Consider the following 24,890-nt stretch of genomic DNA (forward strand, 5'->3'; position numbering starts at 1 on the left):
TTATTTAGTATTTAGCTATATCTCAATAAATATCAAATTAAATTACCCATCAGTGTTTACTGATACTCCTAAAGCATAGGCTAATGATTCTTTGATCCCATATTAAATTAACGCCTATTCATTTAAATCCATTACAGTTCAAATCCATACAAATAAAGATTATAATCACTCATCTTTTGGCTAATCTGCTTATTTCCCAATACTATGAGTAAAAATGATTCCTCCCTTTCTAAAGACCAATTCAACTTACTGAAAGCCTTTAAAAAGCAAATCACCAATCCTCATTCAACAGCAATCAAAAAAGCTGCTGAGGAAAAAGCTCAAGCAATACCCGAGCCTGAAGATGATATCGAAATTTTTCGCAAACAAATGCAAGGCGTCCAAAAAATGGATACCAGCAATATTGCGAAAATAGAAAAAACAAATACCAAAAAACCCAATGCTCAAGTACTTGCAAAACGTGCCGCAGCAGAAGGCGCAATGGAAACAGATAATGCAGAATTGTCTGATACGCAAGCCATGCTCAACCCTGTTGCAAGCCAAGCATCGTTAAGCTATCGCATTGGGACACTTCAGCACAAAGTATTTGAAGATTTAAAAGCAGGTAATTTACGTTGGTTTGAAGCTGTCGACTTACATGGCTGTACGGTAGAAGAAGCTCGTTCTGCGGTTTTACAAATTATTCAAATTGCCAAAGATGAAAACCAAAATGTCATTAAAATTGTTCATGGCAAAGGTCCAGAAGCAATTCTAAAAACCTATGTAAATAGTTGGCTTCGTCAACACAGAGATGTTTTAGCATTTGTCAGTGCACCTGAAAAACAAGGTGGCACAGGCGCAGTTTTAGTTTTACTCAAACGTGCTGAAAAGAATCCTAAATTTAAAGATTAGTCCAATTTATCCCCAAAAAGAGGCATTGTAAAAGTTTTCTGATACAATGCCGTCCTTGTTCAATATCAGTGTAAGTGAACACGTCTTATGTCTATGCAGCAAAACTACGCAAATATCCTAACCGCCATTGGCGAAGACTTAGATCGCCCAGGTCTTAAAGATACGCCTGTGCGTGCTGCTAAAGCTTTTTCGTACTTAACGTCTGGTTATAGCAAAACACTTGAAGAAGTGACCAATAATGCGGTCTTCCCTTCAGACAACCGTGACATGGTTCTAGTAAAGAACATCGAGTTTTATTCTCTATGTGAACATCATTTACTTCCTTTCCACGGTCGTGTGCATATTGCTTATTTACCAGAAGGCAATGTTTTAGGTTTATCTAAATTTGCCCGTATTACGGAAATGTTTGCACGTCGCTTACAAATTCAAGAAAACTTAACGCAGGAAATTGCGCAAGCTGTGGCAGAAGTCACCAAAGCCCGTGGCGTTGCCGTAATGATCGACTCTGCACATATGTGTATGATGATGCGTGGTGTCGGTAAACAAGAATCTACAACTCGAACCGTTTCATTTGTCGGTGATTTCAAAACCAACAAAGAAGAACGTCGCGAGTTTTTAAGCGCAGTTCCTGAAAGTTACTAATTTTTAAAATGCCTCAACTTTTGTTGGGGCATTTTTTTACTAAAATTTTAACTCATATCTAAAAATTAAGATCTAAGGATGAAAAACAATGCCATCAATATTCTTAGCAGGTCATGGTTTAACGCAAAATGATAAAACAGTTGATTACCCTCGCCCCGACAGACTTGTAAAAGGCAATCCCAAACGCTTAACGACAGAATTGTATAACCACCCAAATATGAATTGTGGTATTTGGGAATGTGAAGTGGGTGCTTGGAATATTGAATTTGCATCAAACAAACAAGAATTCTTTCAAATGATTGAAGGCGTTGCTCGTTTGCATGATGCTCAAACGGGAGCATTTATTGAAATTACTACAGGTGAAGCAGGGATTATTCCACCATCATTTAAAGGCACTTTTGAAGTAATAGAAAAAGTTCAAAAATACTATGTGGTGGTGGAAGTTTAAAGCCTATTTATAATAAACAAGATGCTTTTAATTCAGTCTTAGAGACATAAACCCGATTGCGTCCAGAATTTTTTGCGGTATACAAACTCACATCTGCGGCATCTAAAAACTTTTGATAATCTAGATGTCCATCATATGCTTGCACACCAATACTCACAGTAAATTTAAACGCAACATTATCAATTGTATATAAAACAGATGCTTCTATACTTTGACGAATACTTTCCGCAATCACTTTAAAACGCGCAACATCTGTATCAACAAGCAACACAAGAAACTCTTCGCCACCCACTCTAAATGCGTAATCACTGCCTTTCGTATATTTCGTTAAAATTTCAGCGATATATTTAAGTGCTGTATCACCTGCTGCATGACCATAACGATCATTGACTAACTTAAAGTAATCCGCATCAATTGCCAATAAACATAATGGTGTATTATTTTTACGTGCAAATTCAATTTCTCTAGATACGACTGTATCTAAATAGCGACGGCTCAAGAGCTTAGTTAGAGAATCATTCCCCACATCAATATAATCTGCAACTTGGAAAAGTTGATCTAATAAATACTGAATCTCACGGTTCTTTTGACGAACATATTGAATAGTTTGGTGAATATCTGCCTTATCCACAACATGACTAATTTTTTCAATAAGTTCATCTACCTGCGCAATAACATCTAAAATAACTTGAACTTGCTGTGAGCTAGAAAAAGCATATGATGCTTTGTGAATGAACCATAAACCAAATTCAGATTTAGACAATAAAGGATGAAATATATTTTCAGGTAAAGAAAATGCTTTAAAGATTAATTCATTCTCCCAATCTAACAAGCTACTGCGTTGCTTATCCTTCTGAACTGAAACATCTTGCATGGCAGAAAATAAGCGATAACTATGCTTTTCCTCTTGATGAACTTCTGTTTTTTCCTCATAAGATCGGCACATAATTTCAGTTGAAAAGCTTAACAATTCAATTATATAGCCTATCATTGATAAAATATTTTCTTTCGCTTGTTGCACTAATGCAATTTCAAAAATTTTCTTTTCGATTTCACGCACACCACGCATGATCAGCCATGATGGAATACCAACGCGCGCATGTACATGCCCAACGAGCTTTTGCCTTTCAACCGCTTCGACATAGTTCTGTTTAATGGCAACACCAAAGCTCTCTAATAGCCATTGATGTAACGTCGTTTGTAAACGCTCTTGAATGAGATCATCAGAAAAAAATTCTGCTGATTCTTTTTCAGTAAGCATTTTTTTATAAAACTCATAAACTAAGACTGATGCATGTTGTTGTATAAAATGAAAAGCATCTAATACGTCAGATGCATCATATCGTTTACACAAACCTTCCCACTGTCCAGTCAATTCATTTAAAATTTCACTATCCATTGACCGTTACCCCAGATCAAACATCAATTAATAAACACGGCAAAGCCTTCGCCCAAAATCAGAACGACTATTATTTTTCATTTACCCCATGAAAAAATAAAAAATGATGAGCTCAATCACTCATCATCTACTGACTTTAATTTAACTTCCAAAAACCATTTGGCTTACGCTGCCCCAAAATCCCCAGCACAAGAACCAAACTTAATAATAGTAATAAATACCACGACCCCAATTTACCCCATCCCACCATATGCCATGCATCAACCTGACTTGGGTACAACCAAATTTTATAAAATGTACTAATATTTTCAGCAATCCAAATTAAAAATGCCAAGAGCATTAATACAGGCAACATCGGCACTTTGAATTTTCTATCTTGTATTTCAAAACCAATTTTTGTATTCCAAAAAATTATCGCGCTCCATACAAATAGGAAGTAGCGAATATCAGGAATAAAGAACTTGGTCATGAAATTTGCATAAGACAGCACAGCCAATGCCATCATATTATTAAAACTTGGTAAATACTGAAAATGCACTTGATATAAGCGCAAAGAACGTGCAAAAAAACTCCCCACAGCAGAATACATAAAGCCTGCAAATAAAGGCACAGTTAAAATTTTAAAAACAGCAGGTTGTGGATATTGCCACGATGCAATATATGGACTTGTTAGAAAAATTTCCATGCCCATTGCCATAATATGAAATAAGGTAATAACTTTAGCTTCAGCCCAAGATTCTAACTTTAAGTACAGCAAACATACTTGAATCGCTAAAGCATAAAACAACAAATAGTCATATCGAAAATAACCAAAATACTCGTGGCTTCCCATACTTGCTGTGACAGCAAAAGCAATGAGCAACAAAATACCAAATAAGGCAGCCGAAGCTGCCTTAAATGAAAATTGGATCAACGAACCCAAATTTTGAATCACGGAATATCCTTATAAATATTTAGCGCTATATTCATGCACGGTATCAATGAATGCTTGCGGGCGAGATGGATCAACCCATTGTGTAATACCATGTCCTAAGTTTGCGATATAACCTGTTTTTTCACCATTTGCATAAGCATCGTCTAGCATTGCTTTAGTTGCTTTCACGATGTTTTCAGGTGTGCCATATAAAGTTGCAGGATCTAAGTTCCCTTGCAAAGCGGCACGACCATTTACAGTTTGACGCGCAACATTCAGTGGCGTTGTCCAATCTAGACCAAATGCATCTGCACCCGTCGCAATCATTGGCTCTAACCACTGACCGCCACCTTTAGTAAATAAAATCACTGGAATTTTGCGACCATCTTTTTCACGCTGTAAGCCAGCCACAATTTTTTGCATGTATTTAAGTGAAAATTCAAGATATTCACGATGTGCTAATGCACCGCCCCAACTATCAAAAATTTGAACCGCTTGTGCACCTGCATCAATTTGAGCATTTAGATAATCAATAACAGCATCTGCCAGTCTGTCTAATAATGCATGTAGAACTTCTGGTTGTGCATACATCATATTTTTAGTGAAGCGGAAATCTTTACTTGAACCACCTTCAACCATATACGTTGCCAATGTCCAAGGGCTACCAGAGAAACCAATAAGTGGAACTTGACCACCCAATGCAGAACGAATCGTAGATACTGCATTCATTACATAATCTAGATCAGATTTTGCATTGAATTTTGGTAAGTTTGCGACATCTTGTTCTGTACGAACTGTTTTATGGAATTTTGGACCTTCGCCTGCTTCAAAATATAAACCTAAACCCAATGCATCTGGCACAGTCAAAATATCTGAAAATAAAATAGCAGCATCAAGTTCATAACGACGCAAAGGCTGAAGTGTTACTTCACAAGCAAATTCAGTATTTTTACATAATGAAAGGAAGTCGCCTGCTTTAGCACGAGTTTCACGATATTCTGGTAAATAACGGCCTGCTTGTCGCATCATCCAAACTGGAGTTGTATCTACGGGTTCACGTAATAAAGCACGTAGAAAACGATCATTTTTTAAGGTCGTCATTTACTTTCCTAATTCAATTTTTAATCTTGTGAACATCATAACAAAAAGGTTTAAGTTTTAATAATCTGAGCGTATGTTAAAAAACGATTGGAATAAATGATAAAACCCATATTTAGAGAAAACATTTACTGCAACGCTTGTTTTTTTCTGTAATACTTATGTTGTTTTTTCACAATATTAATGAATTATTCTTAAGGTTGAATTACATGTTAGTTCGCTCAATACTTGCAATGAGTTTAAGCTGCATTTTTGCTAGTTCTGCATTTGCGGCATCAACTGCTGAAAAATCATTAAATCCTACAAAGATTAAAGATGTTGCGATTGAAGATCCTATTGATCCTCTAGCAATCAACAAACCAGCAGAACAAGCATCTTCGGAAGCGAAAATTACTCAACAAGAACAACAAGATTTAAATCAAGCTTCTAAAACGCTAGATAATCTTCAAAGTACAGAAGACAACACTGCTGATATTGGCACAGCGCCTACATCAACAACGTCGTCTACATCAACAAGTGCTACCGCATATAAGGGTTCGTGGTCTTTAGACAGCCTAAACAATGCACAGTGGTCTGAAAATATTGGTAAAGGTCAATTCCCTGTTTATGCACGTGCGCATGTAATGCTAAATAATGCACATGCATCTCCTGGTGCAATCGATGGCTCAAGTGGTAAAAATACCCTTAAAGCAATTGCATCATTCCAGCAAATGAATGGTTTAAAACCAACGGGTACACTCACAAAAGAAACTTGGGATGCCTTAGTTGCAAATCAAGGTTCTAAGCCTGCATATGTAGAATACACGATTACCGCTGCTGACCTAAAAGGTCCATATGCAAAATCAATTCCACATGACTATGCACTTCAATCTAAAATGCCTGGTTTGTACTACACACGCGTAACAGAAATGTTGGGTGAGAAATTCCATATGGATGAAGAGTTCTTGAAAAAGATCAATCCAAAAGCGAATTTCAATAAAGTTGGCGAAAAAATTATTGTTTCAAGCGTTCGCAATCAATTACCTGAAGATATTCATTTAATTGTTGCGCATAAAGGTGCGAAACAACTTTATTTATTCAACAGCAAGAATAAGATGATTGCATCTTTCCCTGCCACTATTGGTAGCTCAGATACACCATCTCCAACAGGTACATATAAAGTGACTGGCGTTACTCCAAACCCATGGTATAGCTATTCACCAAGTAACTTTGTACAAGGTAAAAACTTAAAACCTCTTTCTTTACCACCAGGTCCTAATGGTCCTGTAGGTAATATTTGGATTGGTTTAAGCAAAAAATCATTTGGTATTCATGGTACGCCAAACCCTTCAAGTATTTCTAAAACAGCATCACATGGTTGTATTCGTTTAACCAACTGGGATGCCAACGATTTAGGTAAAAAAGTGAAGTCTGGTGTAACTGCTAAGTTCTTAGAATAATAGATACCTATCTATTGTTTAAAAAAGCCTGCATTAATGCAGGCTTTTTTATACCCAAGCAATCATCATCCTACAAATAGAACAATATGTTGCTTTTCAGGGATATGTAAAGATAATTTAAAACAGTAAAATTATTCCAAGTTCAAATAATAATGGAGTATTCACATGAATGCTTACTTACATCGTAGTGAAGATCGTGGTCACGTTAAAATGGCTTGGCTAGACACCAAACATAGTTTCTCATTTGGTAGCTGGCACAATCCAAAATATATGGGTGTTAGCGCATTACGTGTTATTAATGACGATACCATTGATGCTCATAAAGGCTTTGGTACGCACCCACATGACAACATGGAAATTTTAACCTGTGTGCTAGACGGCACCATTTCTCATAAAGATAGTATGGGAAATTCAGGTGGAATTACTGCGGGTGAATGGCAATTGATGAGTGCAGGTACGGGTGTTCAACATAGCGAAATGAACCAAGGTGATACGCCTGTTCATTTATTACAAATTTGGATTCATCCTGATATTCGTAATGCTGAACCAACCTACCAACAAATTAAGTTAGATCCTAAAGATCAACCAAACCAATGGCACTTAATTGCAGGGCCAAATGACAATGCACCTATGCATATTCGCCAACAAGCTGAAGTAAAAACTGCTGTCTTGGAACAAGGTTTATCTTTAGATGTAAAAGCCACTCAAGTATTAAATTATGTTCACGTGATTCGTGGTGAAATTAGCATTGATGAACACGTTGTAAAAGCTGGTGATGCACTTCTATTTTCAGAAGATTCAACTCTTATAGCAAATGAAGAAAGTCAGTTTATTTGGTTCGATTTACCGAAGCAGTAATTTACATTATAAAAAGGCGCCTAAATAGGCGCCTTTTTATATCAGTACTCTTTTAATCATTCAGATTTTAAATTTTAATTCAATTAAAACAGCCAAGTTAAATTCGCTTTCACACTATTGTCTTTATAGTTCTTCGAAATCAACCCGTTATATCCTAAAGAAACAGATACATTATTTTTTAAAGCAATTTCAGAACTTAAATTTACAACTGCACCATCACGTGTAAATGGCACAGCACCAATATCAAAAGACCGACCACCACTAAATGATAAATTCGCATCACTATTTAAATTACCATAGTGATGTTGCCAACCTAAAGTTCCTTTTAAAGTCATGGCACTGTTTTCACTCAGCTTTAATTGATTGGCTAAATGAACACCCATTGTAGAAGTTGTTAAATCGTTGTTCTGATTTTTGATTTCAAGTGATGCTGCTCCACCACTTTCTTTTGCCCGTTTTGAATTAAAATTCACATAACTCAGGTTAACAAATGGCTCTAGTGATACTGCATTAAATTGAAGTGCATATCCTGCTTCGCTAAAAAACTGATTCGTGTGTGCCTTATAACTTGCTTTATTCTGATCAGATTGGTTCATATAAGCCACAGAGCGCTGTGTATCTATATCATGGAGTGTAAAGCCATAACCTGCTTTCAATGTCAGATGATCAATTTGTGTACCACCATAAATACCTAAATGGAAATTATCACTTTTAGCTGTAGATTTATAACCATCCAATGAAGATCGTGTATAGCCACCCATTAAACCAATTTTAGTTTGATCATTAATTACAGATGTTTCACCACCTAAAAAGAACCCATCTATAGATGCTTCATAACCTGTTGCATTTTCATCATGCAATGCTTTTTGCTCTGAGTGTAAGTAATTTGCCCATACCGCTTTTTCTGCTTCATTATTTGCAGTTGTTGAAAGCTGTAAGCGATTCAGTCCTGCATCTCTTAAATAACGACTACTACTTAGTTGATTGGAAACTACATCTGCATGAATTTGCCCTGATAGGGCTTTAAATGCACTATTTACCTCTCCTAGATTCGGGCTCAACATAACACTCTCTAAAATAGGATTGCCTATATTCAGTCCATCAATGGCTTCTGCAACTTGTCTATTATTCGCTGTGCTTGCAACGCTCGACATCGTTCGATCATTGCGTACAATTTTTAAATTTACTTCATGAGCAACATTGGTGGAGTTTTGAGAATTGATACTGTTCGCCAATGAACGGTTAATTGGAATATCATTATTGGCTATTTTGTTGTCGCTATAATCTAATGCTGTTCCAAAAAATACATAGTTCGGCTCAACAGCATCAAATTTACCTTGAATGCCATTTTGGGCTGTTAAAATTTTATATTGAGATCCAACTAAACTACGCACTTCAGATTCAGACAATAAGTTTTTCGTATTCTCTAATGATATTTTAACCTGTCCTCCATTTAGTGTAACTGTGTTACCACTTTCTATCACATCACTTTGTCCTGTATTACCAATGTTCACTAAATAGCTCGAACCTTTTTCAAAGCTAATGTTATCTGCTATTTTAATTTTTCCTATTGCGAGTTCGCCTGGAGAGATTGAACCACCTTGATTAATTTCAGCACTCTTAATCAAGCCATTACCAATAATTAAACCATCTCTATCAATAGTTGTTTGTGCATTCACTTTCCCATCTAATAATTCAAGTACACCGCCATTTCCCACACCTAAACCTGAGTTAAGCTCTCCACTAATAGCTAAACTACCTCCTTTCACATTTGATACAGCTTTATAGTCATTGATGCCTGTCAGCATTAAACGTCCAGATTCAACATTTACGCGATCAAAAGTATTATTTCCTGAAAGAACCAATGTTCCATCACCCTTTTTGACCAATCCCCCTACGCCATCAATGTTATTTTTCCAAATATCAAATGATGTAAAGCCCCCCATGTCATAAGCTAAGTTTTCTTTATCCTGATGAACTTCAAAATCACTAGTAAAATTCGTTGGACCGTTATAAGCCTTTGGTAAGTTAATTAGTCCCCAAGTAGAGTTAGAATTTCCCTTTTCATAATTCCAACCTGCCAAAGAATTACTCGGATAAGCGGTACTTGCCAATATTTCACGCATTTGCTCTTGCTTCAAATACGGAAAGCGTAAACGAAGTAATGCTGACGATGTTTCAGGTATTTGGTCTGCTGTAAGCATTGGCGCTATTTCAGGATCTTTCTTTTTATAATAACCAGCTTCTTCATTATTGCTCTTTGATGAATGCACTAAACAATCTTTAACTGCATTTCCACAAGATTGTTCTACATTTGCTCTAACATCTTTTGCTAAATCAACAAAAGTTCTTGCTGTCTCGTCATTAGACAACAATTGAGCCAAGGTATAATAATTGGCTACACGAGATGCTATTGTATCTGTGCCAAAATGTGCACCAACAATGACACGGCTTTCGCCATATTCTATTGCTCGATCAAAAATTTCATCTGCTTTTTCAGGAAAAAGTATGGCTAATGTAGCAGCCTGTCTAAAGCCGTTAAATGTATGACCACTTGGGAATGATGAACCCTTAATACTGGTGTAGTTATCTTTATATTCTCCATTTTTATCTAGTACTTGATAAGGACGACCACGACCAAAATCATCCTTTAGAATAAAGTCTATAGATCTATTTTTAGATGTATCCGGATCTTTTGCATAAGTTGCTAATTTATATAATTGTTCGATCTTTTTAAAAGATTCACTTTTTTTAATATCTTTATCCTGTGAACCATCACCAAATATTCTATCTATATAAGTACCATAAACATAGCCGTGGTCCTGCTCTTTATCAGCTTCTGCTAACCGTAATCGCTCTCCTGTGATTTTTTGATATTCATTACTCACCAAACGATCCCATTCTGCTGTTTTTGAGCCTTTTTCTGGAATATGTGTGATCACATTTTTTCTTAAATCAGAAAACCACTCACTTGTTTGACTTGTTATAAAATGACTTGTTTTTTCTGTATCTACAGAAGCTACAACATTCCCGCCATATATAAAACTTAAAAAACTTATAGATAAAAGTGACAATTTAAAATCTTGCATAAAAAGCATCTTAATTATTAAATAAGAGTTAAAAATAGACACGTTTTATTAAGTTAATATGAATATTCTTCAAACAAAATACTTTATTTTAATTTTTGACTCAAAGCCCTATATTTCATATTTTCACTTAAATATTCTAAAAGTTATTATTTTTTTGAGATAAAAAAAGACCCTTGATTTCTCAAGGGTCTTTTCGAATTTGGCGGAAGCGGTGAGATTCGAACTCACGGAGGGGGTAAACCCTCGTCGGTTTTCAAGACCGGTGCATTAAACCGCTCTGCCACGCTTCCAATGGCGGCTATCATATAAATAATTTGAAGCCTTGGCAAATACTTTTCTATGTTTTTTAGTTTGTATGCTCAAAATAAAAACAAAAATCAACAATTTGGTTATTTATTCGCTTTTTTCATAGCGAATTGCATTCACATACCACAGTTTTTTACCTAAAGGCGTGACCACTTCAACTTCATCATCCACCTGTTTAGACAACAAAGCGCGTGCCATTGGTGAATCTATGGAAATATGCTGAGGATGATGATCATATATCTCATCAACGCCCACAACTCTTAGCGTCTTTTGTTCACCCTCATCATTTTCAATATCGACCCAAGCACCAAAAAATACCTTTCCATCTTGTTCAGGTGAATAATCAATAATTTTAAGCTCTTCTAGTCGTTTTCCAAGATAACGAACGCGTCGATCGATCTTACGTAAAATTTGCTTATTATATTGGTAATCTGCATTTTCACTTCGATCTCCAAGGCTAGCAGCCCAGTTTACTTTCTTGGTAATTTCGGGACGTTCTTCATGCCATAAGTGCTTTAATTCAGCGACTAGAAGGTCATGCCCGGTACGAGTAATTAAGTTTGATTTCATGATTTCAGACACTATTTATTACACTTGTACAGCATTAAATATACCTCTTTTATTATAAAATTTATAACCACCAAAGACATAAAAAAATATAACATTTAAATTCAATGACTTAAAATATACTTTTTAAAATAATTATGAGCAAAATTTGACATCTTAAAATTTCATCTTTATTATTCGCTCAACTTTTAGCTTAGATCACTTTTTAAACAATGTAGTTTTTCTACATTTTTCCCATTAATCCCATGTCATTTTGAATGACGTCATGACTGCCCACCCCCTTATTGAATTTATCAAACTTTAAAAAGATGGAAGCTTTTTTTAGCTTTACTTTTTGGGCATAAATTACTTGTAGCGGAGACAACATGCACAGTAGTTCAACATCTGGGTCGAGGCCTTGCCTTAACTCTAAAAAACTCTCTCTCTCCCTGAAAGCACTTGCATTAACTAGCCTTATTTTTCCATTTCATGCAATTAACGCAAGTAAAGCAACTTATCAATTCGACAACGTTGTTAATGAAAATAAGTTAACCGTTGTTTCAGTTGCCAACCCATCTGCTGTATTTGAAGATGGTGAATATTTTCATGGTTTCGGCTACGATTTAGTCCGTAACTATGCAGATAACTTAAATGTACAATTAGAGTTTCAAACAGTAGAAGATAATGCTACTGCATTGAAAATGGTTGCAACGGGTAAAGCAAACTTTGCAATGACCACAGCAACGACTCAAACGATTGAGACGAAAAAACTGACTTCACTTCCTGCAACATGTGGCGATTTGAACAGCTTAGAAAAAAATGGTTTGAACACTGAATTAAATTGGGTGTTTAAACATGCAGATGATCCACTGACTCAAACAGCAAGTGGTTATATTTGTAAAAGTAAACAGAATGGCTCAACCAACCAATTGGCTTCTTTTTACAACCGTAATGTCGTTCAAGAAGAGTCTTGGGATGGCATTCAGAGCGATTTAAGTAAACGTATGCCTATTTACAAAGCTAGTTTCAAAAAGACAGCTCAACAATACGATTTAGATTGGCATTTACTTGCTGCTATTGGTTATCAAGAATCTTATTTAAAACCGACTTCTGTTTCTCCCACAGGTGTTCGTGGTTTAATGATGCTAACCAATAGTACTGCAAAAGCAATGGGCGTGAATGACCGTGCTAATGCAGCGCAAAGTATTCAAGGTGGTGCGAAGTATTACGACTTAATGTTAAGCCGTTATGAAGACATCCCTTTCCCAGATCGTAACTGGTATGCCCTTGCTGCTTATAATATGGGTCCTGGAACTGTTAACCAGATTCAAAAACGTATTAAATCTCAAGGTAAAGATCCAAATAACTGGGTGAACTTCTATGCTTACCTAGACCGTAATAAAGTCAGTAATGGTCAATATAGACAAGCTGTGCAATACGTAACACGTATTCGTGCTTATCTTGAGCATATTAAAACAACACCTCAACTTGTGAATATTTAATTTTTTAGTTGAATATTTATCATGAACATAAAAAAAGCTTACCCATTGGTAAGCTTTTTTTTGACTTATCTTCTAAAGATTAAGCAGTATGCTCTAATACTTTTTTAAATAAATCTTTCTGTTCTTGGCTTGGTTTTGCCGTTTGTAATGCCATAAGTTGCGACATATCACCTTGAACTTTGATTTTGCCTGTCATGAATGCTTGCATTGCCGCAGCCATATCAAACTCAAGGAATACTTTACGTAATGTTTCCCCATCCATGTTCAATGTTGTTTTAGCATTAGAAGACAGACCTTTTTTGATCGCTCCACCATCTAATGATAATTCAGTATTACCTGAAGCATCAGCAACCACTAAATTAATTGCAAGATTTGCAAGTGCAGGCGGTAAGTTTAAATCACCAGCTTGAGCTGTAAGCGTCTCTACAGTTGAAAACCAATCATCAGTTAAAAAAGCAGGCATGATCTTTCCTCAATTTATTTATTCGTCTTGTTATCTATCCAGACAACATAGTTCTAAAGCAATTTTTGCTTGTCGCCTGTTATAGCATGTAATTTTGAAATTAGGATAAGAAAATATGTACGAAGCGTTCAATTTTTTATTTTTAAATCATTTTTATTTGTTGTTATTTTATTTGAATTAGGCGCTACCCCCTAAAGAATAGCACCAGCTCAATCAATTAATCTGCCATAAAGCCCAAATTGACCATATTGATACGCTTGTTCGCATCTTCTGGCTCTTCCGTTGAGCAGCTTTCTTTAAAGTCAAATTCGCGTTCAGAATCTAAAGCTTCAAAGTCAAACAATTCACGGTCGGCCAATTGCGATGGCGAAACATTTTGCAAAGCACCAAAAATACTATGTAAACGTTTAGGATATTCTTTATCCCAAGTACGTAACATGTCATTTAAAATTGCGCGCTGTAAGTTCTCTTGAGAACCACACAAATTACATGGAATAATTGGGAACTTTCGCATTTCTGCATATTTGATAATGTCTTTTTCTTCAACATAAGCCAAAGGACGAATCAAAATATTCTTTTTGTCAGATGACAATAATTTTGGTGGCATTGCTTTTAAGCTACCGCCATGGAACAAGTTCAAGAAGAACGTTGCCAAAATATCATCACGATGATGACCTAACGCCACTTTCGTTGCGCCAATTTCTTGTGCAAATCCGTATAAAGAACCACGACGCAAACGTGAACACACTGCACAGTAAGTTTTACCTTCAGGTGTTAAACGCTTCGTAATACTATAAGTATCTTTTTCAAGAATATAATACGGAATATTATTTTCTTCTAAATAACGTGGTAATACATCTTCAGGAAAGCCTGGCTGTTTCTGATCAAGGTTGACAGCAACCACATCAAAATTAATAGGTGCAATGCGTTTAAACTGCAACATGATATCTAACAAGGTATAACTGTCTTTACCACCAGAAATACACACCATGACTTTGTCACCTTCTTCGATCATTTTAAAATCACGAATAGCATGACCGACTTGACGGCGGAGTTTTTTCAACAAACGATAATATGCCGAACTGGTTGGCAATTCAGGTTTGAAATTAAATCCTTGTTCGGACTCAACTGGTGAGAACATAGACGAAATTAACCATAATAAAAATACTGCGCAATTTTAGCGGAAATAGTGTCAAATCGCACCAAAAGAATGTAATAAAAAAATAATTGTATTTGTCATCAATTTGTCTTCGAAAATTTGTAATTTTGAACGTTACAGTTCAATTTATATTCAAGATGCCTATCTTTTGGACTTTTCCACAGTTTTCCACAAAAGCTGTGGATAACTTTGTGGATTTAAAAGCACTTGACAAGGTTTTAAACCCTGAAATTAAGGCTTCCATTTAAATTGGTTATTTTTTGATCAAATTAAATACTCTTTAATTTCAATACCTTAAGTGTGTCAAGCAATGCTCATTAAAAAAAAATAAATATTTTTTTTGATTACTCAATCAACAAAATGACTTGCTTTTTGTGAATAAGCAATCCGAAAAAAATGCTTTAGTGCTTCTATTTATATTTATATTTGTTAAACTCGTTTGTATTAATGTTGCTGTATATAAACTGCCATAGCGCTAATGATTAAAAAATTGAGATTTTCTTCACTTTCTTTGATGGGGTTAACAACTGCTATATCTTTTATGGCATCGCTTTCTTACGCGGGTCAGGTGTATATGTATAAAGATAATAATGGCAGCACATTACTCACCAATAAAAAAAGTTCTGATCAATCTTTAAAACGCGTGAAAATCACCTATTACGCAGACAGTAATATTCACAGTTATTCAAATTGGGGTTCATCAGAAGCTTCCGTTTTAGCAAGTTACAGTAAAAATAAGAATGCTTTTGATCATATTATTAAGCAAGCAGCATCAACACATGGTGTGTCTGAAGGTTTAATTAAAGCTGTTATGCATACAGAGTCTGGTTTCAATACGCATGCACGCTCCCCTGTTGGTGCTCAAGGGCTTATGCAATTGATGCCTGCAACAGCACAACGCTTTAATGTTACAAATGCCTATGACCCACATCAAAACATTATGGCAGGGGCAAAATATTTAGCTTGGTTAATGAAACGGTTTAACGGGAATACCTCTTTAGCACTTGCAGGTTACAATGCAGGTGAAGGAAATGTCACTAAATATGGTGGCATTCCGCCTTTTCGTGAAACCCAAGATTATGTTCGTCGTGTAAATAGTCGTTTTCACAATTTGTATTCAAGCGGTGTTGGCTTATCTGCAGGTTCATCTTCAGAACACCCTGCGTCTGAAATTAATGCGCAAGCTAAACATGTCGAAACAAAACAATCTTCCAATATTAATTTGGCACAAGCATCGACAAAGCAACAAAGAAAAATTATTCAAACGAGCGATGGTACTTTTACCTATGCCAATGCCAGCCCTCATTAATTTAATTCAGATATAAAAACCCAATATACTTTTTTTATTCTTCGTATCTTTTTATTTTATTCTTGAAATTTTGCGATATACACCGCATATTTAAGGATAGATTTATTATTTTAAATCTTATCTATTTATTTTTAAGAGGATTCTTTCAATGATGCGGATTGGTTTGTTCTTGCTTACCAACCTCGCGGTACTGGTTGTAGCTGGCATTATTTTGTCACTCTTCGGTGTCGGTAGTTACCATGGCGCGGGTGGCTTAAATCTAGGCAACCTTTTAGTGATCTGTTTTGTCTTTGGTATGGTTGGTTCTTTAATTTCACTATTCATGTCTAAATGGATGGCGAAAAAAACCACGGGTACTGAACTCATTGACCCTAATGCACCTCGTAACCAAGCTGAAGCGTGGTTATTACAAGAAGTTGCACAATTAGCGCAACGTGCTGGTATTAATATGCCAGAAGTTGGTATTTTTCCATCTTATCAATCGAATGCGTTCGCAACTGGTTGGAACAAAAACGATTCTCTCGTTGCTGTTTCTACAGGTTTGCTTGAACGTATGAACAAAGATGAACTACGTGCTGTACTTGCTCACGAAATTGGTCACGTTGCCAATGGTGATATGGTGACACTTGCCCTAATTCAAGGTGTAGTGAACGCATTTGTTATGTTCTTTGCACGCGTTGTGGGTGACTTTATTGACCGTAATGTTTTTGGTCGTCAAGATGGTGAAGCACCTGGCTTAGGCTATTTCGCAATTACTATCGTACTAGATATTGTATTTGGTATTTTGGCATCTTCAATTGTGATGTGGTTCTCTCGCCAACGCGAATACCGCGCCGATGAAGCAGGTGCTCGCTTAGCTGGTAAACAAGCCATGATTTCTGCATTACTTCGCTTACAAGCAGAATCTGAATTACCAGATGCAATGCCAAAAGAGATGAAAGCTTTTGCTATTTCGGCAGGTAAAGAAGAAGGTTTCAGCTTAGCTGCCCTCTTCCAAACTCACCCATCTATTGAACAGCGTGTTGCTGCTTTACAACAATTAAATTTGCCTTAATTTAAACACTTAAATTAAGCATTAAAAAAGCCTCCAATTGGAGGCTTTTTTAATGTGGGAAGTATTTATGTATTCTTTTTATGAGCCCATATTTTGTAGCCACTGAATCACTAGACTTCCACCAAGCCAAACTGCATAAAAAAATATAGCAAGAAATAAAAACCCTAGAATATCTGGAATGTGTAGCCACAACCAAGCGACAACAGGATTACGCCAAAAGGCAGAATCACGTTGTTTCTTTTCTAAATTTTCATGTAAAAATGGATGAACAACATGATGATCTGAAGTTACCTGATACTCCACACGTATATGCTCATGTACAACATCTAAAGCTTTACGACTTGGACGTATAAAAACATCGAATATTGTGCCAACAATTGGAATAACCCCCACAAAAGCATCAATCACAGCCATTTTCATGACAGGTGTGAGTTTATGTTGTGGTACACCAATTTGCTTGGCTTTATATATGGCATAACAAGTCAATACAAAACCTGCTGCATCACCTGCAATAGGAATGGTACTTAAAGCTGCATCCGCCCCTACGCCTTGCTTGGTAAATGGAATTCGAACAACGGAATCCATCATATTGGCGTATTTTGCAAGATCACGCTCAAGCTGAATGACTTCGTGCTGACTTAATTTTTTTTGTTTTTGCATCTCAATCCATCATTATTGAAGCAATACCCTTGAGCATAAACGACATTGATCTATATTTTGTATCTTAATTACAATCGATCACTTTCATCAATTTCCCTTCATCTTATTTTACTGTTAAATAAAAGAAAATGATGAAAGTTGTCTAGTCGCTTAAAATAAAATAATAGAAGCGATAGATAAATACACAAGAACACCCGTTGCATCACATATAGATGTTACCAAAGGTGCAGATGCACTTGCTGGGTCAAAACCAAATTTATTTAAAATAAAGGGCAAGCTCATACCAATTAAACACCCCAATAGCACAATGCCAACCATGCTAATTGCAAGTACTAAAGCAACAAGTTCATCGCCACGGTAAAAACCAAGGAAAGATACAGCTAAAGCCATGGTTAAACCTAAGCAAAGTGCAACTAAACTTTCACGCCCCAATAGGAAGAACCAATCTTTAAATTGAACATCACCTGTTGCCAATGCACGAACCATTAATGTTGATGATTGCGAACCTGCATTACCACCACTTCCGACAAGTAAAGGCAAGAAGAACACCAATACAATATTTTGCGCAATAATATCTTCAAAATGTGCGATACCAATCCCTGAAAGCAAGCTTCCAAAGACCAGAAAAACAAGCCAAAACACACGATTTTTATAAAGCTGTATAATTGGTGTCGATTTTAAACTCAGTTTAGATGTCGCACTAACGGCACCTGCTTTTAAGAAGTCTTCCGTTGCCTCTTCACGTGCAACATCCATAGCATCATCATGGGTAACGATCCCCACCATAATGCCCTTTTCATCGACAATGGGTAGTGCAAGCAAATCATAACGCGCAATGATTTTTGCGACTTCATCTTGATCTGAATCTACTTTTGCAAAAAGAACATCGGTGACCATCAAATCATTAATATTTTGTTGTTCTTGTGCCAAAATAAGTTGTTTTAGGGAAATCACACCCAGCAATTTACGTGCTTCATCTAAAACGTAGGCGAAATAAATCGTTTCTGTATCGGGTGCTTCCGTACGCAACATCTTAATCGCATCTGCTACGACCATATTAGGCAATAAGGTTGCATATTCGGAACTCATAATGGCTCCTGCTGTACCTTCTACATAAGATGATAATAAACGAATATCTTCACGTTCTGCTTGAGCTAAAGCAGGAAGCAATGCATTTTGCTGATTTTCATCTAAGCTTTTAAAGACATCAGCTCGCTTATCTGAAGACATCTCCCCCATAATTTCTGCTAAAACTTGGCGCTGTAAAACTTCTGCAAGCTCAACTTGAATATGGGGAGGTAAATGTGAAAAGACATATGAACGATCAGGCAAGTTCAAAAGTAGCTTTTGAATATTTTCAATAGGTAATTGAGCGACGACATCTGCAACATCTGCGGCGCGAAAAGTTTTTAATGACTCAAGTGCAAGTTCGATATGATTATTTTTAACTGCATCATTTATTAGATACAAAAAGTTGTTGTAGCTCATGTTGGTCCCTGATTGCTTCTCACGCAGCAACAAAGGCAACATGGCAATTTAGTTCATTGCCAACAGAAAACCTTCACCCTGTATGAGATGAATATAACATTTTGAAAAATAAAATAATTGACAACTATGCCTGTCCATTTAAGAACGAGATCCTCTATATACCGTTTATACGGCGTGCAAATACTACAAACAACTTATACATTACTCAACCAATAAAACAAAAAGTATACAATTCAAGTGATTAGACTTCTTTCATAAATCTCTTTTACACTCTATTAATACCAGCTTCAAGCATGGCTTGAAAACTTACTTTTAAAGTAAATATCAGCTAAATAAAAGCAATCATTTCAGTTTAGATACTTTTTGCTTCGATTTAAAAATACTGCGAATAAGGACATACATAAATGGAATGAAGATAAGGACTAATACAGTACCAAATATCACGCCCCCCAAAACACTCACGCCAATTTCTTGACGGCTTGCCGCACCTGCACCAAAGGCAAAAACAAGGGGTAAAACACCTGCACCAAAAGCAATTGAAGTCATTAAAATTGGACGTAAACGTAAGCCTGCTGCACTTAATGCTGCATCAATCGCAGATTTTCCTTGTTGTTGTGCCATTGATGCAAATTCGACAATTAAAATTGCATTTTTACATGACAAACCAATTGTTGTTAACAAGGCAATTTGAAAGTAAATATCGTTTGGAAAACCTGAGAAATAACTAAATAAGATATTGCCACCAATCCCCAAAGGAATAGCGGTCATAACCGCAGCAGGAATAGACCAACTTTCATATAAAGCAGCTAAACATAAGAAAATAAAGCCAATAGATACCAAATAAAGTAAAAGTGCCTGATTACTCGATTTATTTTCTTCAAATGACATTCCGCTCCAAGCTAAATCTACACCTGACTGAGTATCTACCAGTTTTTGCAGATCTTGCATGGCTTGACCAGAACTCACATTGGTAGCTTTATCTGCCTCTAGCTCAAGTGCGGAATAACCATTAAAACGATTCACAATTTCAGGGCCACCTGACCAATGTGTTTCGGAAAAACTGGAAAATGGCACCATTTCATTTTGATTGTTTCGTACCGACCAAAACTGTAAGTCGTCGGGATTCGATCTAAATAATGCGTCGCTTTGCATCATGACTTTTTTAATACGTCCTCGATCAATAAAGTCATTAATGTATTTTCCACCTAAAGCCGCAGACAAAGTACTGTTGATATCCGTTAGCGATAAACCTGCTGCCATCGCTGCTTTTTGATTAATTTGAACCACAAGTTTTGCACGATCTGGCACAGCTTTTTTATCTAAATTTTCAAAGCTTGTATAAACTTTTGCTTCATCTTTTAGTTGCTTAAATTTTTCATTTAATACAGCTCGACCCTGCCCTTCAATATCACGTAACCAAAGGTTCACACCATTGGTATCGCCTAGACCATTTACAACAGGTGGCATCATAACCATCACATTGGCATTTTGATTTGCTTTGAAATATTTCATTGCACGTTCTTTCACAGCATTTGCACTGTTTTCTTTGCCGCTACGCTCATCCCAATGTTTTAATTTTACAAAACCTTGCGCTAAGTTTTGCCCTGTTCCACCACGGCTACGTCCATAACGTAACATCACCAAATCTACATTGGCTTTTTCATATTCTAAAAAGTAGCGTCTAACATTTTCACCCACTTCAATGGTTTTCGACATTGGCGCATTATCTTGCAATGACACTTGAAGCATCAGTGTGCCTTGGTCTTCGTTGGGCAAGAAACTTGTAGGTAAAACACGATAAAACAACGCAAATGTAATAATCAAAGCAAATGCAATAACAAGGGTAATTAAACGATTCTCAATAGTTTTAAATGAGATAGAAATATATTTGGTTTTGACTTTATCTAAAAATGAATTAAAACGATTTGCCCATTGATAAGGCTGATGATTAGGTTTCAAAATAAGTGCACATAATGCAGGTGTGAGTACCAAAGCAACGGCTAATGAAATTGCCATTGCAGTTACAAGCGTAATAGAAAATTGACGATAAATAACGCCTGTAGATCCACCAAAAAATGCCATTGGAATAAACACAGCACTTAAAACCAATGTAATTCCCACCAATGCACCACTAATTTCCTGCATAGATTCAATAGAAGCTTGTTTTGCACTTAGTCCTTTTTCATGCATTAAACGCTCAACATTTTCTACGACAACAATAGCATCATCCACCAACAGACCAATTGCCAAAACCAAAGCAAATAAGGTTAAAGTATTTACACTCATTCCCGCAGCAAATAACACAGCCATTGTGCCTAAAACAACAACGGGAACTGTAATGGTCGGTATAAGCGTTGCGCGCCAATTTTGCAAAAATAAAAAGATAACAACAATAACCAATAAAATAGCTTCAAAGAGTGTTTTTACCACTTCTTTAATCGATTCTTGAACAAAAGGTGTGTTATCTCTTGGATAAACCAATTTATAGCCTTCAGGCAACTTTTTAGAAATATTCGCAACAGCTTCATCAATCAGTTTCGATGTTTCAATGGCATTCGCACCCGATGCTAATGAAACTGCCATTCCTGCCGATGGATAACCATTAATGGTGTTATACGCTTGATAATTCTCTGCGCCAATTTCAACACGTGCCACATCTTTCAAATAGACATAGCTGCCATTTTGCGTGGCTTTAATAATAATATTGTTAAATTCTTCAACTGTTTTTAAGCGTGAGCCTGAAGTTACTTTTGCATTTAAATATTGTTCTTGTGCAACAGGTAACTCACCTAAACCACCGGCTGCAACTTGAGTATTTTGCGCTTCGACTGCTTTTTGAATATCACTTGGGATCAGTTTGTAATCTTTTAATTTATTTGGATTTAACCAAATTCTCATCGCAAATTGAGAACCAAATACATCTAATTCACCCACGCCTTCTACACGTGCAATTTCAGATTCTAAATGTGTCTGTAAATAATCTGACAAGGCAATATTGTCGCTTTTACGAGATTCATCATACAAACCAATGACCCTATGCGTATCGCCTAAAGACTTTACAACATTCACCCCTTGTCTTTGCACATCTTCAGGTAAACGATTTAATGCACCATTAATGGCATTTTGCACTTGAACTTGCGCGGTATCAGGATCTGTTCCGTTATCAAAACTAATTTGAATACGGCTTTTTCCTGTCGAGTCACTGTTTGAACTAAAATATAGAAGATGATCTAAACCTTTAATCTGTTCTTCTAATATTTGGGTAACACTTTCTTCTACAGTTTCTGCATCTGCACCTGAATAGTTTGTATTTATTGAGATTTTTGGTGGCGCTATGTCAGGATAACGCTCTATAGGCAAATTAAGTATCGAAAACATGCCTAAAGCCATCACAAAGATAGCCAAAACACCTGCAAAAATTGGGCGCTCAATAAAATATTTAGACAACATATGTCTTATTCACACTTCCGATGTAGATGTTATTTCATCTTTAAGCGATGAAATTCGTATTTAAAAAATCGTTTGCGATCTTCTGTGACAAAAGCTTAAAATACAAGAATAGATTACAGAAAAAAATCGAATAATTTTAATTATGAAGAAACTATGTAGAACTTTAATGAATTCTATTTCTACTTTACAAAACAAAATAAATATCCATAATTCATCAAGTTTTAGTTAATGTGTATTTTTTATAAGATTAAGCGATTTTGCTTAAATTAAATAATAATTTTTTAAGGCTGATACTTTATTGTGCCTAAAAACTTCGGAAATATTTCAAGATGAATCAAAATTCTCCTTTCAAAGGTAAAACAGGCGTTAAACGTATTTTGAATGCAACACAATACTCTATAGATGGTTTTAAATCTGCTTTTCAAAAAGAAGCAGCGTTTCGCCAAATTATCTTAATCAATATTATTTTAATACCAATAACATTCTTTTTAAATGTAAGCCCTGCTGAACAAGCGATTATGATTATTGTATGTTTACTTTCAATTATTGTTGAACTTTTTAATTCTGCAATTGAAGCCGTTGTAGACCGAATTTCATTAGACAAACATGAACTTTCTAAAGATGCCAAAGACATGGGAAGTGCTGCTCAATTTGTATCTTTAGCTATTATTTTTGCAAGCTGGTCAATTATTTTATTACGGTAAATATCTTCAAATATTTAAGGGCAATTTTCCGCCCTTTTCTTTTGCGTAGACTTTTGTAAATTGTCACTTACCTGTAAACCTAAAAACCAATACTGCCTTGCATCTAAATACGAAGATGTTAAAAATCATGCAAAAAACATTGGTCACTCTTTTAAGTCTTGCGTCTTTAACCGCATGTAGCCAACTCCCAAAACCACAAGATCAAATAAATCTACTTATTCCAACATCGCAACAACATCAAGAACCTAAAATCATTATTATTGGTCATCGTGGTGCAAGTGCTTTACGCCCTGAACATACTTTAGCGTCTTATCAAAAAGCCATAGATGATGGCGCAGACTTCATTGAACCTGATTTGCTTCCAACCAAAGATGGTTATTTGGTTGCTCGTCATGAAAATGATATTACAACCACAACAAATGTAAGTGAACTTTCACAATTTAAAGATCGCAAAACAACAAAAGTAATTGATGGTGAAAGTCATACAGGATGGTTTACCGAAGACTTCAATTTAAGTGAACTAAAACAACTCAAAGCTCGTGAACGCATTCCTGATGTTCGCCCTAATAATGCAAAGTACAATGATCAATTCAAAATTCCAACTTTAGAAGAAATTATTGCTTTGGCGCAAAAACACTATGAGCAAACAGGAAAATTAGTGGGTTTATATATTGAAACCAAGCACCCCACCTATTTTCAAAAAATTAATCTTGCACTAGAAGATCGCTTACTCAAAACGCTATCTACACATGAATTTACACGTGATTTAGCGCCTATTTATTTACAATCTTTTGAAGTTACTAATTTGCATTATATAAAAGAACAATTACCAAAATACAAAGGTTTAAAACAAGCACAATTAATACAACTTTATAGTGATGTTGATGAATCTCCTGCGGACTTCATTGCTCAAGGCATTCACAAAACCTATGGTGATTTAGCTACGACTGAAGGCTTAAAAAATGTGGCAACTTATGCTCAAGGTATTGGCCCAAGTAAAAACTATATTGTAAATAATGCAGGTGAACTTACACATTTTGTTCAAGATGTTCATGCACAAGGCTTAAAAATACATCCTTATAGTTTACGTCCTGAAAATAAGTTTTTAATTGACTCATTATATTGTAATAAAAATGCAAATGAGCGATGTATTCAAGGTGCAATGGCTGAATATCAAATTTTCTTTAAAGCAGGTGTAGATGGCGTATTTACAGATGATCCTGCTTTAGGTCGTAAAGCTGTGAATGCGTTTTTGCAAAAATAATTAAATCTCTTTCCAATAAAATCCCCGCTATTTGTGGGGGTTTTATTAATGACGAGGTACATGCTTGAAATATTATTCAAATTATTAGATTTTTTCATCATTGGCTTAAAGTTAGTCATTATGAAAAAACTATGTATCAGACATCAATCAGCAGGTAAAAGATCTTATGTTTATTGATCATCTTTTTGTGAATATTGAATCAAAGAAA

General features: G+C 35.8%; 20 protein-coding genes and 1 tRNA gene. 10 read left to right on the forward strand and 11 right to left on the reverse strand.

Features of this window, described 5'->3' with window-relative positions:
- Window positions 1-204: 204 nt before the first annotated feature.
- The 3 genes from A6M14_RS07500 to A6M14_RS07510 all read left to right on the forward strand — a co-directional run bounded on the left by A6M14_RS07500 (window position 205) and on the right by A6M14_RS07510 (window position 1,981).
- Complete coding sequence (locus A6M14_RS07500) at window positions 205-891, forward strand: Smr/MutS family protein (RefSeq protein ID WP_152874358.1); 687 nt, start codon at window positions 205-207, stop codon at window positions 889-891.
- Between the two features lie 93 nt (window positions 892-984).
- Complete coding sequence (folE, locus tag A6M14_RS07505; RefSeq protein WP_171500257.1) at window positions 985-1,533, forward strand: GTP cyclohydrolase I FolE; 549 nt, start codon at window positions 985-987, stop codon at window positions 1,531-1,533.
- Between the two features lie 88 nt (window positions 1,534-1,621).
- Window positions 1,622-1,981, forward strand: coding sequence for a cupin domain-containing protein (locus tag A6M14_RS07510; RefSeq protein ID WP_152874360.1), 360 nt, complete (start codon window positions 1,622-1,624; stop codon window positions 1,979-1,981).
- A gap of 7 nt (window positions 1,982-1,988) precedes the next feature.
- Here the strand turns inward: A6M14_RS07510 and A6M14_RS07515 are convergent, their stop codons facing one another.
- From A6M14_RS07515 to hemE, 3 genes are all read right to left on the reverse strand, one after another.
- Window positions 1,989-3,380 carry a diguanylate cyclase gene (locus A6M14_RS07515; RefSeq protein ID WP_152874361.1) on the reverse strand — a complete coding sequence of 464 codons (1,392 nt, stop codon included), beginning with the start codon at window positions 3,378-3,380 and terminating at the stop codon, window positions 1,989-1,991.
- A gap of 136 nt (window positions 3,381-3,516) precedes the next feature.
- Entirely contained in the window at window positions 3,517-4,311 is a 795-nt protein-coding gene (locus tag A6M14_RS07520; protein WP_188110878.1) for a DUF817 family protein, read from the reverse strand.
- A 12-nt stretch (window positions 4,312-4,323) separates the two neighbouring features.
- On the reverse strand, window positions 4,324-5,394 hold the full coding sequence (hemE, locus tag A6M14_RS07525; RefSeq protein ID WP_152874362.1) for a uroporphyrinogen decarboxylase: 1,071 nt from the start codon (window positions 5,392-5,394) through the stop codon (window positions 4,324-4,326).
- 206 nt (window positions 5,395-5,600) lie between these two features.
- Here hemE and A6M14_RS07530 point away from each other — a divergent pair, with 206 nt between their 5' ends.
- The gene (locus A6M14_RS07530) at window positions 5,601-6,830 is read left to right on the forward strand and encodes a L,D-transpeptidase family protein (protein ID WP_152874363.1); all 1,230 of its coding nucleotides are present in this window, start codon (window positions 5,601-5,603) and stop codon (window positions 6,828-6,830) included.
- Between the two features lie 165 nt (window positions 6,831-6,995).
- Window positions 6,996-7,688 carry a pirin family protein gene (locus A6M14_RS07535; RefSeq protein WP_152874364.1) on the forward strand — a complete coding sequence of 231 codons (693 nt, stop codon included), beginning with the start codon at window positions 6,996-6,998 and terminating at the stop codon, window positions 7,686-7,688.
- Window positions 7,689-7,771: 83 nt separating this feature from the next.
- Here the strand turns inward: A6M14_RS07535 and A6M14_RS07540 are convergent, their stop codons facing one another.
- The 3 genes from A6M14_RS07540 to greB form a co-directional block, all read right to left on the reverse strand.
- Window positions 7,772-10,777, reverse strand: a complete 3,006-nt coding sequence (locus A6M14_RS07540; protein WP_171500256.1) for an autotransporter domain-containing protein — start codon at window positions 10,775-10,777, stop codon at window positions 7,772-7,774.
- A 200-nt stretch (window positions 10,778-10,977) separates the two neighbouring features.
- Window positions 10,978-11,067 (reverse strand) — tRNA-Ser (locus A6M14_RS07545).
- A gap of 103 nt (window positions 11,068-11,170) precedes the next feature.
- On the reverse strand, window positions 11,171-11,653 hold the full coding sequence (greB, locus tag A6M14_RS07550) for a transcription elongation factor GreB (RefSeq protein ID WP_152874366.1): 483 nt from the start codon (window positions 11,651-11,653) through the stop codon (window positions 11,171-11,173).
- Window positions 11,654-12,015: 362 nt separating this feature from the next.
- On the opposite strand from greB, the gene A6M14_RS07555 reads away from it, so the two are divergent.
- On the forward strand, window positions 12,016-13,131 hold the full coding sequence (locus tag A6M14_RS07555; RefSeq protein ID WP_152874367.1) for a transglycosylase SLT domain-containing protein: 1,116 nt from the start codon (window positions 12,016-12,018) through the stop codon (window positions 13,129-13,131).
- Window positions 13,132-13,210: 79 nt separating this feature from the next.
- Here the strand turns inward: A6M14_RS07555 and A6M14_RS07560 are convergent, their stop codons facing one another.
- Window positions 13,211-13,594, reverse strand: a complete 384-nt coding sequence (locus A6M14_RS07560) for an SCP2 sterol-binding domain-containing protein (protein WP_152874368.1) — start codon at window positions 13,592-13,594, stop codon at window positions 13,211-13,213.
- 217 nt (window positions 13,595-13,811) lie between these two features.
- Entirely contained in the window at window positions 13,812-14,735 is a 924-nt protein-coding gene (gene ttcA / locus A6M14_RS07565) for a tRNA 2-thiocytidine(32) synthetase TtcA (RefSeq protein WP_152874369.1), read from the reverse strand.
- Window positions 14,736-15,267: 532 nt separating this feature from the next.
- Here ttcA and A6M14_RS07570 point away from each other — a divergent pair.
- Complete coding sequence (locus tag A6M14_RS07570; RefSeq protein ID WP_378226889.1) at window positions 15,268-16,062, forward strand: lytic transglycosylase domain-containing protein; 795 nt, start codon at window positions 15,268-15,270, stop codon at window positions 16,060-16,062.
- Between the two features lie 148 nt (window positions 16,063-16,210).
- On the forward strand, window positions 16,211-17,116 hold the full coding sequence (gene htpX, locus A6M14_RS07575; RefSeq protein WP_152874371.1) for a protease HtpX: 906 nt from the start codon (window positions 16,211-16,213) through the stop codon (window positions 17,114-17,116).
- A gap of 78 nt (window positions 17,117-17,194) precedes the next feature.
- On the opposite strand, the gene A6M14_RS07580 is transcribed toward htpX, so the two are convergent.
- The 3 genes from A6M14_RS07580 to A6M14_RS07590 all read right to left on the reverse strand — a co-directional run bounded on the left by A6M14_RS07580 (window position 17,195) and on the right by A6M14_RS07590 (window position 22,714).
- Window positions 17,195-17,776, reverse strand: a complete 582-nt coding sequence (locus A6M14_RS07580) for a DUF4112 domain-containing protein (protein ID WP_152874372.1) — start codon at window positions 17,774-17,776, stop codon at window positions 17,195-17,197.
- 150 nt (window positions 17,777-17,926) lie between these two features.
- The gene (gene mgtE, locus A6M14_RS07585; protein WP_152874373.1) at window positions 17,927-19,264 is read right to left on the reverse strand and encodes a magnesium transporter; all 1,338 of its coding nucleotides are present in this window, start codon (window positions 19,262-19,264) and stop codon (window positions 17,927-17,929) included.
- Window positions 19,265-19,606: 342 nt separating this feature from the next.
- Window positions 19,607-22,714 (reverse strand): multidrug efflux RND transporter permease subunit, encoded by a 3,108-nt coding sequence (locus A6M14_RS07590; protein WP_152874374.1) that lies wholly within the window; start codon window positions 22,712-22,714, stop codon window positions 19,607-19,609.
- Window positions 22,715-23,043: 329 nt separating this feature from the next.
- Here A6M14_RS07590 and A6M14_RS07595 point away from each other — a divergent pair, with 329 nt between their 5' ends.
- Together A6M14_RS07595 and A6M14_RS07600 are read left to right on the forward strand one after the other, a co-directional pair.
- Window positions 23,044-23,418, forward strand: a complete 375-nt coding sequence (locus A6M14_RS07595; RefSeq protein WP_152874375.1) for a diacylglycerol kinase — start codon at window positions 23,044-23,046, stop codon at window positions 23,416-23,418.
- 127 nt (window positions 23,419-23,545) lie between these two features.
- Window positions 23,546-24,682, forward strand: coding sequence for a glycerophosphodiester phosphodiesterase (locus A6M14_RS07600; RefSeq protein WP_152874376.1), 1,137 nt, complete (start codon window positions 23,546-23,548; stop codon window positions 24,680-24,682).
- The last annotated feature ends 208 nt before the right edge of the window (window positions 24,683-24,890 follow it).

Origin of the sequence: Acinetobacter portensis, assembly GCF_009372215.1 — a bacterium.
Taxonomy (GTDB): Bacteria; Pseudomonadota; Gammaproteobacteria; order Pseudomonadales; family Moraxellaceae; genus Acinetobacter; species Acinetobacter portensis.

What these genes read in the sequence shown, in the direction of transcription:
- A6M14_RS07510 (WP_152874360.1), top strand. Translation starts at nt 1,622, where the DNA reads ATGCCATCAATATTCTTAGCAGGTCATGGTTTAACGCAAAATGATAAA.
- A6M14_RS07535 (WP_152874364.1), top strand. Translation starts at nt 6,996, where the DNA reads ATGAATGCTTACTTACATCGTAGTGAAGATCGTGGTCACGTTAAAATG.
- htpX (WP_152874371.1), top strand. Translation starts at nt 16,211, where the DNA reads ATGATGCGGATTGGTTTGTTCTTGCTTACCAACCTCGCGGTACTGGTT.
- A6M14_RS07530 (WP_152874363.1), top strand. Translation starts at nt 5,601, where the DNA reads ATGTTAGTTCGCTCAATACTTGCAATGAGTTTAAGCTGCATTTTTGCT.
- A6M14_RS07595 (WP_152874375.1), top strand. Translation starts at nt 23,044, where the DNA reads ATGAATCAAAATTCTCCTTTCAAAGGTAAAACAGGCGTTAAACGTATT.
- A6M14_RS07570 (WP_378226889.1), top strand. Translation starts at nt 15,268, where the DNA reads ATGGGGTTAACAACTGCTATATCTTTTATGGCATCGCTTTCTTACGCG.
- A6M14_RS07580 (WP_152874372.1), bottom strand. Translation starts at nt 17,776, where the DNA reads ATGCAAAAACAAAAAAAATTAAGTCAGCACGAAGTCATTCAGCTTGAG.
- A6M14_RS07500 (WP_152874358.1), top strand. Translation starts at nt 205, where the DNA reads ATGAGTAAAAATGATTCCTCCCTTTCTAAAGACCAATTCAACTTACTG.
- mgtE (WP_152874373.1), bottom strand. Translation starts at nt 19,264, where the DNA reads ATGAGCTACAACAACTTTTTGTATCTAATAAATGATGCAGTTAAAAAT.
- A6M14_RS07555 (WP_152874367.1), top strand. Translation starts at nt 12,016, where the DNA reads ATGCACAGTAGTTCAACATCTGGGTCGAGGCCTTGCCTTAACTCTAAA.
- A6M14_RS07600 (WP_152874376.1), top strand. Translation starts at nt 23,546, where the DNA reads ATGCAAAAAACATTGGTCACTCTTTTAAGTCTTGCGTCTTTAACCGCA.
- A6M14_RS07540 (WP_171500256.1), bottom strand. Translation starts at nt 10,777, where the DNA reads ATGCAAGATTTTAAATTGTCACTTTTATCTATAAGTTTTTTAAGTTTT.
- A6M14_RS07515 (WP_152874361.1), bottom strand. Translation starts at nt 3,380, where the DNA reads ATGGATAGTGAAATTTTAAATGAATTGACTGGACAGTGGGAAGGTTTG.
- ttcA (WP_152874369.1), bottom strand. Translation starts at nt 14,735, where the DNA reads ATGTTCTCACCAGTTGAGTCCGAACAAGGATTTAATTTCAAACCTGAA.
- folE (WP_171500257.1), top strand. Translation starts at nt 985, where the DNA reads ATGCAGCAAAACTACGCAAATATCCTAACCGCCATTGGCGAAGACTTA.
- A6M14_RS07590 (WP_152874374.1), bottom strand. Translation starts at nt 22,714, where the DNA reads ATGTTGTCTAAATATTTTATTGAGCGCCCAATTTTTGCAGGTGTTTTG.
- hemE (WP_152874362.1), bottom strand. Translation starts at nt 5,394, where the DNA reads ATGACGACCTTAAAAAATGATCGTTTTCTACGTGCTTTATTACGTGAA.
- greB (WP_152874366.1), bottom strand. Translation starts at nt 11,653, where the DNA reads ATGAAATCAAACTTAATTACTCGTACCGGGCATGACCTTCTAGTCGCT.
- A6M14_RS07560 (WP_152874368.1), bottom strand. Translation starts at nt 13,594, where the DNA reads ATGCCTGCTTTTTTAACTGATGATTGGTTTTCAACTGTAGAGACGCTT.